The 9,770-nt window shown below is 64.6% G+C and carries 11 protein-coding genes; 3 read left to right on the forward strand and 8 right to left on the reverse strand.

Going from position 1 to position 9,770, the window contains the following annotated elements; genetic code table 11:
* Nucleotides 1-135: 135 nt before the first annotated feature.
* Nucleotides 136-774 carry a LuxR C-terminal-related transcriptional regulator gene (locus tag JZY06_RS12005; RefSeq protein ID WP_207279812.1) on the reverse strand — a complete coding sequence of 213 codons (639 nt, stop codon included), beginning with the start codon at nucleotides 772-774 and terminating at the stop codon, nucleotides 136-138.
* Between the two features lie 281 nt (nucleotides 775-1,055).
* Nucleotides 1,056-2,435, reverse strand: a complete 1,380-nt coding sequence (locus JZY06_RS12010) for a sensor histidine kinase (protein ID WP_207279813.1) — start codon at nucleotides 2,433-2,435, stop codon at nucleotides 1,056-1,058.
* On the opposite strand from JZY06_RS12010, the gene JZY06_RS12015 reads away from it, so the two are divergent.
* The gene (locus tag JZY06_RS12015) at nucleotides 2,434-3,045 is read left to right on the forward strand and encodes a DUF2020 domain-containing protein (RefSeq protein WP_207279814.1); all 612 of its coding nucleotides are present in this window, start codon (nucleotides 2,434-2,436) and stop codon (nucleotides 3,043-3,045) included. The two genes, JZY06_RS12010 and JZY06_RS12015, sit on opposite strands and share 2 nt — an antisense overlap.
* Nucleotides 3,046-3,147: 102 nt before the next feature.
* On the opposite strand, the gene JZY06_RS12020 is transcribed toward JZY06_RS12015, so the two are convergent.
* Nucleotides 3,148-3,300 carry a hypothetical protein gene (locus JZY06_RS12020; RefSeq protein ID WP_207279815.1) on the reverse strand — a complete coding sequence of 51 codons (153 nt, stop codon included), beginning with the start codon at nucleotides 3,298-3,300 and terminating at the stop codon, nucleotides 3,148-3,150.
* Nucleotides 3,300-4,157: a class E sortase gene (locus JZY06_RS12025; protein WP_207279816.1), complete on the reverse strand. Its 858-nt coding sequence runs from the start codon at nucleotides 4,155-4,157 to the stop codon at nucleotides 3,300-3,302. Before JZY06_RS12025 ends, JZY06_RS12020 begins: the two co-directional genes overlap by 1 nt.
* Nucleotides 4,158-4,380: 223 nt before the next feature.
* Between JZY06_RS12025 and yidC the strand changes: the two genes are divergently transcribed.
* Nucleotides 4,381-5,958 (forward strand): membrane protein insertase YidC, encoded by a 1,578-nt coding sequence (yidC, locus tag JZY06_RS12030; protein WP_207279817.1) that lies wholly within the window; start codon nucleotides 4,381-4,383, stop codon nucleotides 5,956-5,958.
* Between the two features lie 39 nt (nucleotides 5,959-5,997).
* On the opposite strand, the gene JZY06_RS12035 is transcribed toward yidC, so the two are convergent.
* The 4 genes from JZY06_RS12035 to JZY06_RS12050 all read right to left on the reverse strand — a co-directional run bounded on the left by JZY06_RS12035 (nucleotide 5,998) and on the right by JZY06_RS12050 (nucleotide 9,198).
* Entirely contained in the window at nucleotides 5,998-6,633 is a 636-nt protein-coding gene (locus JZY06_RS12035; RefSeq protein WP_207279825.1) for a TetR/AcrR family transcriptional regulator, read from the reverse strand.
* A gap of 480 nt (nucleotides 6,634-7,113) precedes the next feature.
* A complete protein-coding gene (locus tag JZY06_RS12040) occupies nucleotides 7,114-7,371 on the reverse strand; it encodes a GlsB/YeaQ/YmgE family stress response membrane protein (RefSeq protein ID WP_207279818.1) in 258 nt (85 codons plus the stop codon).
* 248 nt (nucleotides 7,372-7,619) lie between these two features.
* Entirely contained in the window at nucleotides 7,620-8,528 is a 909-nt protein-coding gene (locus JZY06_RS12045; RefSeq protein WP_207279819.1) for a universal stress protein, read from the reverse strand.
* A gap of 454 nt (nucleotides 8,529-8,982) precedes the next feature.
* Nucleotides 8,983-9,198 (reverse strand): hypothetical protein, encoded by a 216-nt coding sequence (locus JZY06_RS12050; RefSeq protein ID WP_207279826.1) that lies wholly within the window; start codon nucleotides 9,196-9,198, stop codon nucleotides 8,983-8,985.
* Here JZY06_RS12050 and JZY06_RS12055 point away from each other — a divergent pair.
* A partial coding sequence (locus JZY06_RS12055) for a pseudouridine synthase (protein ID WP_242517027.1) occupies nucleotides 9,197-9,770 on the forward strand: 574 nt, incomplete at its 3' end. The genes JZY06_RS12050 and JZY06_RS12055 overlap by 2 nt on opposite strands.

Consider the following 9,770-nt stretch of genomic DNA (forward strand, 5'->3'; position numbering starts at 1 on the left):
TGCCTTTTTCACGCCGGGTCAAGACTGGGGGAAAACGGCTTTCAGAACAACGCTTTCAGGAGGCGGGAACAGCAGTGGGTGCGGGTGTGCCCTCCGGGCCGGTGTAGCGGTGGCGCGGTTGGGTTTTTTTATCCCCTACAGCACGCCCTGTTCGCGGGCGGCGGCGACCGCCGAGGTGCGGGAGCGCACCCCCAGCTTGTCGTAGATGTGCACCAGATGGGATTTGACGGTGGCTTCCGACAGGAACAGTTTTTTTCCGATGTCCCTGTTCGATGATCCGCCGGCCACCAGTTTCAGCACTTCCAGCTCCCGGGGCGTCAGGGAGGTTCTGGGGGTGCGCACCCGGGTCATCAGCCGGTTGGCCACCACCGGCGACAGTGCCGAATCGCCTTCGGCGGCTGAGCGCACCGCAGCCAGCAGTTCACTGGGCGGGGCGTCTTTGAGCATGTAGCCCACCGCACCGGCTTCAATGGCGCCGATGATTTCGGCGTCGGTGTCGTAGTTGGTGACCACCAGAACATTCGGCGGATTGGCGACGGTTTTTTTGATCTCCGCGGTCGCATCGGCGCCGGTGCGGACTTTCTGCCCCTGGTCGCCCGCGCCGAAACGCAAATCCATGAGAATCACATCGATACCCCCCTGCGCGGCGGCGGCGATGGCTTGTTCTGCTGTGGACACTTCACCCACGACAGTGATGTCGTCGGCTTCCTCCAGAACAGAGCGCAGCCCCAACCGCACGATTTCGTGGTCGTCGGCAAGCAGAACTTTGATCATGTGTTTTCCTCACGCGCTGTAGGGCTTTTCGTCATGGCCGCGCAATATTTCTTCCATCCTCCCGGCAGGCACCATCCGGCAGCTGAAAAAGATCAGTCACAAGGCCACTGGTTCGTGTCCCTGCCAACGGTGTCTTCCAGCTGCTGTGGGCTGTCGGCGGCGGATATTTCATCCCGGCGCGCCCGGGGGCTTGTCCCCCGGGGTCCGGGGGATGCTGCGCCGGGCGGGTTGTCGGGAAGAAAAATCCACGGCTTTTCGGTGCGCCACCGGAGAGGTGACGGTTACTCCCGTGCCAGTTTACTGGCTTTGGGCCCTGGTTTGTCCATGTCATCACGGCCAACGGGTATTGCAATCGAGACCGCGGTGCCCTGTCCGGGGGCTGATTCCACGGTCAGGGTGCCGTTTTGTTCCGCCGCCCGCTGCCGCATGGCATCCAAACCGATATGCCCCAGACCGGCGGGGCGTTCCGCCACCGCGGAAGGATCAAAGCCCTGCCCGTCATCGACGACATCGAGTCTGATTTCGTCTTCCTCATAGGACAACGTGACATGGCATTGGCTGGCCCCGGCGTGTTTGGCCACATTGCCCATCGCCCCCTGGGCGATGCGCAGCAGTGAGGCTTCGGTGCGCATAGGCAGCTGGCGTTCATTGCCGATGACGGTGATGGTGGTCTCGGTGTCCACCATGGAATCGGCTGCCCGGTGCAGGGCGCCTTCCAGGGAAGTCGTCGACAAAGCCGCGGGCTGCAGGGCGGCGATCATGGCCCGGGCTTCCTGCAGGTTGTCGGCGGCCACCTGGCGGGCCAGGCGGATTTTCTTGAGTGTCGGCTCCGTTTTTTCCTCCGCCAGCTGCAGTTTGCCGACTTCCTGTTCGGCGACGTAGAGCAGCATCTGGATGGAACTGAGGCCCTGGGCCAGGGTGTCGTGGATTTCGTGGGCGATGCGCTGGCGTTCGGCGGCCATACCGGCGGAGCGTTCGGTCTCCGCGAGCTGGCTTCTGGTGCGCAGCAGCTCTTCGATGAGTTCCTCCCGCTCCGCGGAGACCTTCCACAGGGTGCGGAAAGCGTAGTCGATGCCGATGGTGACCAGGGCGGCCACCGTCGGCCCCAGAATGGTTCCGGCGGTCAGATGCGGCCACTGGCTGAAAATACTGATCAGGGTGGCCGCCACCACCGCGATCACCCCCCGGATATCGGGCATCACCCGCAGGTAGAGGAAATACAGGGGAAACACCACGTACAGGGAGGTTTGTTCCACCGGGATCATCGCCACCCACACCAGGGTCAGGGCGAAAAGCCACAGCTGCCCTTTCAGCGGGGACAGGGTTTCGTGGGTGTTGGCCCCGGCCAGATAGATCAGGCCGAAAGCCACCGACATGCCGGTGGCCACCGCCCCTTCCTGCCACCCGGAGCGGGCCGCGGAAAAAACAACCACCACCAAAAGACCGATGGTCAGCACATGGATGCCCTGCCTGATAGCCGAGGCGCCGGGGGCGGCGGCACTTCCGGATTGACGGCGTTTCGCCGCGGCTTCGGCAATGGCTTTGGCCGCCTCGGTCGGGTCGGTGTTGTTGGTGGACGGCGGCTTGATGTCCCCGGTGGCGGTGGGCGGCGGGGTGTGCGTGTCGCGTGGGGCGGTGTCGTTTCCTAGGCTTGAACCCATGCGCCGTAGATTACTTGCCCTGTCTGTCATCACCATGCCGTCTGTCCTATTCGGGTGTGCCGACACCACCACCGCCGACAGCGGCCAGCCCCCGGTTGTGAGCACCACCGGCAGCAGTCAGGCACCGGATGACACCACCGCCCCCGCCGGGACACCGGCCACCGTCAGTGATCCCGCCCGGCCGGCCTTCGATGAGCTGCCGGTCATCCCCGACGGCAAAGCCTCGCAGACACCCTGCCCGTACCTGGATACCCAGTGGGTGGCCGACGCCAACGGGCAACGGGTCACCGGTATGGGTGTTGACGATCGTTTCGACCCGGTGGCCTGTGTGTTTTGGTCCTATCCCGAGGACCCGCAGCTGACGGTGATTGTCCGGCACATGGACACAGCCGCGGACGCCATGGCGGTGGTTGACTGGGCGGCGCCGGTGGACACCACCAACCCCACCGACGAACCGGCCGGCTGGACCGGCGGACGCAAGGGCGGCGACGACGGCGCGGTGTATGCGGTGGCCAAGGACACCGTGGCCGTGGTGGTGCTGTCCAACCAGGCGCAATCGATCAAAACACAGATCATCGCCGAAAAAGTCATCGAGAACCTGCATCTGTGACACCCATCCGGGCCGCCCGCCCCGGCGGGGTGGGCGGGCACCGCAGGACCCGCGCCCCGGCGGGGTGGGCACCACAGTGCCCGGGGCAGGGGTGCCGGGCACTTACACTGACACGTCGTTGTAGGGCATCATCGCCGATACCCACGGAAAAACGACTTCCATGAGCAGGAAGAACACGGCGACGGCGATAATGAGGGTGATGATCAGCTTCACCGGCCACGGGCCGGGCAGGAGTCGCCAGAAAAACGAGTACATCAGGACTGCTCCATCTCTGTGGGCTTGTGGCCGTTTTCTTTCTTTTCGGTGCGTTCCAGCATCGCGTGGATGATCATGCGCTGTTTGTTGGAAAACTGCGGGTGGCAGGTGGTCAACGTCAGCAGCGCCTCGTCGTCATCGGTCGGGGTGTCCTGTTTGTGGGGCACAGCGAAGGTGACCCCGATATCACCCGGGTAGGTGATGTGGCGGCCGGTGAGATCACCGTATTTGCCGCCGACAAGTTCCTCGGCCTGTTTCTGGCTCAGGCAGGCTGCGGCCGCATCGACTTTCGCCTGGCCGTCCACATCGATCGGCAGCACCCGGTAGATTTCCCAGTCGGTGCGGGTTTCGATGATGATCGGGTCACAGGCGCGAAGATTACCCAGGTCGTTGAAGGGGGCGCCTTTCCCGACCCGGTGGCCAGCCACGGCGAAGTTACCCGGCTGGCCGGGCATCTGTGAATCGACGTAGCGGCCCGGCCCTTTGAGCAGATCATCATCCTGGGTGCCTTCCACAATCGCGAAGACATAGTCGGCGCCGAAGACGGGCACATACATGCGGGCGAATGCCTCACCGACTTCCGGGGCGTGGAATCGGCGCCTGTTTTCCAGCTCCCCGGGTTCGGGGTTGGTGTCCCGGCCGCTGTCCCAGGTCTGTTCCAGCTGCTTTTCCACCTCGTTTTGCTGCTGCCCGGCCTGGATATTGGTCCAGAACGCCTCATAGAAGCCGAACAGCAGCAGCACGGCCCCGACGGTGACAAACAGTTCGCCGAGCAGTTCAACGAAACTGAATTTCCTGGCCGGCGGGTCGGTGCGCGGCGGTGAATCCGGCACCTGTTGCTCGCGTCGATGTGTCATGGGAAACCATTTTAGCCGGTCGCCGGTATCCGGCGGCCACCCAACAAGCCGCAGCAGCCGGGCGAAAAGGTAAAATCTCATCCGCTTGTTGTTGTCGTGGCGGTGGGCGATCCGGCCGGTGGCGGCAGCAGCCGCCGCGCGCCCGGCAAAAAGCTGCCCCGCGGTTGTTGTTTTTCCTGCGGGTATCCCCGCCGCCCCACCGCCTGCTACCGAAAGTCGCCGCATGATCTGGCAGATGTTTATTGTCCCCGTCTCCGGGGTGATGAAGCTGTGGTTTGTTCTGCTGCACTCGGTGCTCGGCATGACTGCCCCGCACGCCTGGGTGGGCAGTATTTTCGGGCTGATCATCACCGTCCGCGGACTGATTGCCCCCCTGAGCTACCTGCAGTACCGCAACACCCGGGTGATGAGCAATCTGCAGCCGCGGCTGCGTGAGCTTCGCGACAACAGCCGTTTTTCCGTCGACCCCGATGCCGACGCCGAGTTCCAGAAAGCCCAGAAAGCCCTCTACAAAGAGCACAACTACTCCACCGCCAAGGGCTGTTTCCCGGCGCTGATCCAACTGCCGGCGTTCCTCGGGCTGTACCGGGTGCTGATTTTGATGGCCCGGCCCACCGACGGGCTGGACACCACCAATCACCAGCCGATCGGTTTCCTCACCGGCGATGATGTCGGCCAGTTTTTGTCCACCCGGATCATGGGGGTGCCGGTTCCGGCGTATGTGTCGATGAGCGATGAACAGTTCGCCCATCTGCAGACCAGCCACGACGAAGTGGCCGGGTTCGTGCTGCCGTTTCTTGTTCTGGCCGCCACGTTCACCACCGTCAACATGGCCTATTCGGTGTGGCGCTCCTACACCACGCTCGACCACGAGTCGAAGCTGTCGGTGTTCATGGTCCGGATGCTGGCCGTGTTCGTGGTGCTGGTGCCGTTTATGATCATCAACTTCGGTCTGCACGGCCCGGCGCCCGCGGCACTGTGCCTGTACTACTTCGTCAACAACCTGTGGACCATGACGCAGTACATTGTGCTGCAAACCTACCTGGACAAAAAGCTGCCGTTCACCGACGATTTCCGGGCGGTGCGCGAGGAGGGCAAACAGCGCAGCAAAAACAAACGCGCACTCAAAAAAGCGTTCCTGCGGCGCCGCCGCGGACGCCGGCTGCGCATGGCGCTGACCCCGTGGCGGGCCGGCGAGCTGCACCGGGACAATAAACGCGACAAGCAGAAACTCACCCGCGACCTTGACCCGGAAGCCTTCCAGGCCAAGCAGATCAAAACCCTGCGGGCACCGTTGACCAAGGAAAAAAACCGCAAACTGCGGGTGCTGAAAGCGCACCGCACGCACGCGGAACGCAAAGGCCTGCCCTGGCCCCCGGAGGAGATCAAACAACGCTGGGGCTTAACCGACGAGGGTGATTTCCCCGACGGCTACTTCGATCCCCCGGAGCATTTCCACCAGATCGTCGACAGGATCAGGAAGGGCGAACTGCTCGACGATATTTTCGCCGAACAGGCGCAGCTGCGCCGTGTCCTCAACCGGAAGGCGGTCGTCGGTGACGAGGATCCGCTGGAAAAAGATGTCACCACCGACGGCTACGAGATGCTCGGCGGGCTGCCGGTCTATCCGACCATGTGGCTGCCGGCCGACAGCGACGACGACGGCGACAGCGACGGTACTGCTGACGAACCCGCCGCGGAAGACGGTGACGCGGGTGATACCGAGGTGTCCGCCGACAGTGCCGGTGACCTGTCCGCCGGCACCGGCGGCCCGGGGCGCGGCAGCGGCACCGGGAGCTAGCCCGGGGACCGGGCTTGTGGAGTGGGCCGGGGCCGCTCACTAGATGCAGTAGTCGGCCGGTGGGGCACCCAGCAGGCCGGTGGCCAGTTCCTTGGCGGTGACAAGCGGCGCCACGGAGCGTTCCAGCCGGGAGCCGGCCAGACCGCCGTCCACAAAGATCAGCATCTGTTTCGCCTGGGTCAGCCCCGGATAGCCGTTGAGTTCGGTCAACAGCTCTGTCAGGGTGTCCAGGGTCCACCGGCGGTGGTCCCGCACCGCGTCAACAATGCCGCGTTCGGTGTCGGTTTCCGGTTTCGGGTATTCGTTGGCGGCGTTTTGGAAATGGGATCCCCGGTAGTCGGCTTCCGGTTGCGCGTCGATGCACTGGTCGAAAAACGCCAGGATTTTTTCCTGCGGATCCGTCATCGACTCGGTGCGCTCGTACCACTCGTTTCGCCAATCCTCGTCGAGTTTGCGCAGATAGGCGATCACCAGGGCGTCCTTGGAGCCGAACAGGGAATACAGGGAGGCTTTCGCCACGTCGGCTTCCCTAAGAATCCGGTCGATGCCGATCACCCGGATGCCCTCGGTGGAAAACAGGTGGGTGGCCGAAGCCAGCAGCCGTTCACGCGGTGACGGCCGGTTGCGGCGCCGGGATCCCCGCTTGCGTGAAGATTGTGTGGTCGCGGCGGCGATGGTGCCCACTTCCTTTCCGAAGGTTCGGTGTTTTTCTGCACTACAGTCCGGGTCCTGCCGGCTGGTGCGGCCTGGTCTGCCACAGCCGCCACCGGTACCCGTGGGTATTTTACCCCGGTAGGCGCCCCCGCGGGAACCATTGCCAAAACCGGCCCGCCGCCCTGGTGTTGTGCCAGCTCAACAGCCCAATTACCGGGTGCGGACAAACCGGACTGTCTGCCTGGGCGCAGCGGAGTCTTGTCCGGCCGGGCACCGCCCCCGCCCGTCCGGCGGCGGGAACACGGCCCGGCACGCATCCGGTGGCCGCTTGCGGCGGTGGATTGTTTGTGGCGACAACCCCCGCCGATACGACACCACCCCGTGGGTGGGCGGGGGCGCTGTTACAACGCTCCCCGCGGCACCCACGGGGTGGTGTCCCCGCCGCCCGGGTGGGCGGGCGGCGGGAATGACGGGCCGGATATCGGCCGGAAAAAAAGGGGGTTATTTCTTCACGGCTTTGACGACCGCCAGCAAAATAACCGCACCCAGAAGGCAGGTGAGGAAGCTGAAGATCAGGCCGCCGCCGGCCACATCAACACCGATCAGCTTCAGCAGGAAACCGCCGATAAGACCGCCGACGACACCGACAACAATATTCAGCCCCACGCCCATGGAGGCGTCGGTTCCCTGAATCTTCGAGCCGATCCAGCCGGCCAATCCGCCGATGATGATCCATCCGAGAAATCCCAGTCCGAGCATGATGTTTCTTGTTCTCCTTTATTTTCGTGGTGGTTGCTTTTTTCACAAAAGCCTGGCTGCACCGGCGGTGCCGTGCGGGGGCCACCGGTGTGGTGGTCCGCCCGGGTGCGCCGCCGGTTGTGTGTGCCAGACTACGCGTTACCGGCCGGTGGCCGGGTAACGAATCGGTCACTGATGGATAACTGTCTTTTCTTCCCCGCCCCGGCGGGGGCGGCCGGTGTGGCGGGGTGGGTGGAAAAGAGATGGCGCTAGTGGGGTGAGTGGGCTGAATCGTGGCGGACCACCATCATCGGGCAGGGGGCCGACTGCAGCAGCGCCCGGGAAGTGGATCCGAGCAGCATCCCCTTGAATCCGCCGCGCCCGTGGGAGCCGACCACCAGCAGCTGGGCGTTGTCGGCGGCTTCCACCAGGGCGCGTACCGGCCGGTCCCGGGTGATGATGGTCTCTACCGTGACCTTCGGGTAGGAGGAGGTGAACTCTTTCAGCCGCTCGTCGAGTAGTTCCCGCTGCTGTTTCTCCACCGCCGACCACTGTTCCTGGGCGCCGGACAGCCCGGCGATCGACGCCTGGACCTGCACATCCATCCAGGTGTGCACGGCGATGAGGGGGCAGTGACGGGAGGAGGCTTCCTTGAAGGCGTATTCGGTGGCTTTGCGGGACACCCCGGAGCCGTCGACCCCGACGACGACGGGGCCGTATTTGTTGGCGTCGGTTAAATCATTGTCTTCCCGGACAACCACCACCGGGCAGTGCGCGTGGGAGACCACGGCGGCCGACACTGACCCCATCACCATTCCCGACAGCCCGCCCAGGCCGCGGGAACCCATCACGATCATGGTCACATCCTTCGACAGCTCCAGCAGCATGTCGATGGGGGAACCCTCGGCGACGGTGTGGCCGATTTTGATCCCCGGGGCCACCTGCAGGGCCACATCCCGGGCCCGGTCAATGTGGTCCATGGTTTCCGCCTGGAGTTCATCGAACAACTCCTGCGGCGGCACCATGCCCTCGGCGTAGAGAAACTGCGGCATGGTGTAGCTGGCGGCCAGCCGCAGTGGCTCGCCGCGTTTGGCGGCGGCATTGGCCGCCCAGCGGACGGCCGCGTCCGCGGCCGGCGAGCCGTCGACGGCAACAACAATCGTCGGTGTGGTGGACATGGGTGCTGGCTCCTTCAACATTGTGTGTCACCTTCCCCCGGGGGAGGACAGTGTCCGGTTGTTCTATTTTCCGCACACCCGGTGTGGTTGTGTGCTTTTCCGGTGCGGCAGTCATCCTGTCCGCCCCGGAAAAGGACACCGGCGCCAACGGCGCAGGGCGGTTCCCCGCCAATTTTACTCCCCCGGCCCACCCGCAGGTGGGGCCAGCAACCCCCGCCCCGACCGCTCCCGGCACCCCCGGTCTGCCGGGAGCGGGTGCAGCCGCACCACCCCCGCGCAGTATCAGTGTTTTCTTCCCGGTTTTCTTCCCGGTCGTCTTCCCGGCCTGCCCGCCGCCAGCTGCCCGGCGGGTGGGCGGGCCAAGGTGGCGCGGTTGGTGCCGCGCCCCGACTGTCCGGTTGCGGGGGCGGGCCGCATCTGCACCTGCCCTAGAGGGCCGGTGTGAAGGGAAAAACTAGCGGCTGTCAGCTGCGGCGGGGGCGTTTTCGGTCACATCCAGAACCACCCCGCGGGCGGTGTCGGTCATCCCGGTGGCGGGGGTGTTGTGGGCGGCTTCCGCATTGGCCGGATAGGCCAGCTGGTAGATCGCTTCGAGGATCGCGCCGATGAGGCGGCCGATACCGTGCTGGAAGAAATCGATGACAGGGGCCATAATCGCGTTGATGTCCATGCGCGAAACTGTAGTACACGCCCCCGGCCGCAGGCGAGGCGTGCCAGCCCTGCCGATCAAAGACGGTGTCAACCCCTCCCGGGTGAGGGTGCCCGCCGAGGCCGCGGGCCTGACCGCCGGACAATATCTGGCGGCGGTGATCGCGGGCCAGCGCCACCGGCATCCCGACGATGACGACCACGCCCTGGACAGGCGTTTTTCCGGCGGCCAGGTCCGCACCCGGCAGGGCCGCATACTCACCCCGGATGATCCGGTCACCGTCGGGGAGGATATTTTCTTCTACCGCATCCCCGTCGACCGTGACCTGCCGGTTTGTGAGTTGCCGATTGTGTTTTCCGACCGGCATCTCACGGTGGTCGACAAACCCCACGGACTGGCCACCGTGCCGAAAGGGGCGCATATTATCCGTTCGGTGGTGGTGCAGGCACGCCGGGCCACCGGCAACATGGATCTGGTGCCCGTCCACCGGCTCGACAGGCTGACCCGCGGGCTGGTTGTCTGCGCCAACAATCCCGCGGAGCGCGGCGCCTACCAGCAGCTGTTCGCGGACACCAAGGTGGATAAAACCTATA

Origin of the sequence: Corynebacterium mendelii, assembly GCF_017307055.1 — a bacterium.
In the GTDB taxonomy this organism is placed as follows: domain Bacteria; phylum Actinomycetota; class Actinomycetes; order Mycobacteriales; family Mycobacteriaceae; genus Corynebacterium; species Corynebacterium mendelii.

Coding starts and splice junctions, on each gene's coding strand:
- JZY06_RS12005 (WP_207279812.1), bottom strand. CDS start 774: ATGATCAAAGTTCTGCTTGCCGACGACCACGAAATCGTGCGGTTGGGG.
- JZY06_RS12015 (WP_207279814.1), top strand. CDS start 2,434: ATGCGCCGTAGATTACTTGCCCTGTCTGTCATCACCATGCCGTCTGTC.
- JZY06_RS12010 (WP_207279813.1), bottom strand. CDS start 2,435: ATGGGTTCAAGCCTAGGAAACGACACCGCCCCACGCGACACGCACACC.
- JZY06_RS12020 (WP_207279815.1), bottom strand. CDS start 3,300: ATGTACTCGTTTTTCTGGCGACTCCTGCCCGGCCCGTGGCCGGTGAAG.
- JZY06_RS12025 (WP_207279816.1), bottom strand. CDS start 4,157: ATGACACATCGACGCGAGCAACAGGTGCCGGATTCACCGCCGCGCACC.
- yidC (WP_207279817.1), top strand. CDS start 4,381: ATGATCTGGCAGATGTTTATTGTCCCCGTCTCCGGGGTGATGAAGCTG.
- JZY06_RS12040 (WP_207279818.1), bottom strand. CDS start 7,371: ATGCTCGGACTGGGATTTCTCGGATGGATCATCATCGGCGGATTGGCC.
- JZY06_RS12045 (WP_207279819.1), bottom strand. CDS start 8,528: ATGTCCACCACACCGACGATTGTTGTTGCCGTCGACGGCTCGCCGGCC.
- JZY06_RS12050 (WP_207279826.1), bottom strand. CDS start 9,198: ATGGACATCAACGCGATTATGGCCCCTGTCATCGATTTCTTCCAGCAC.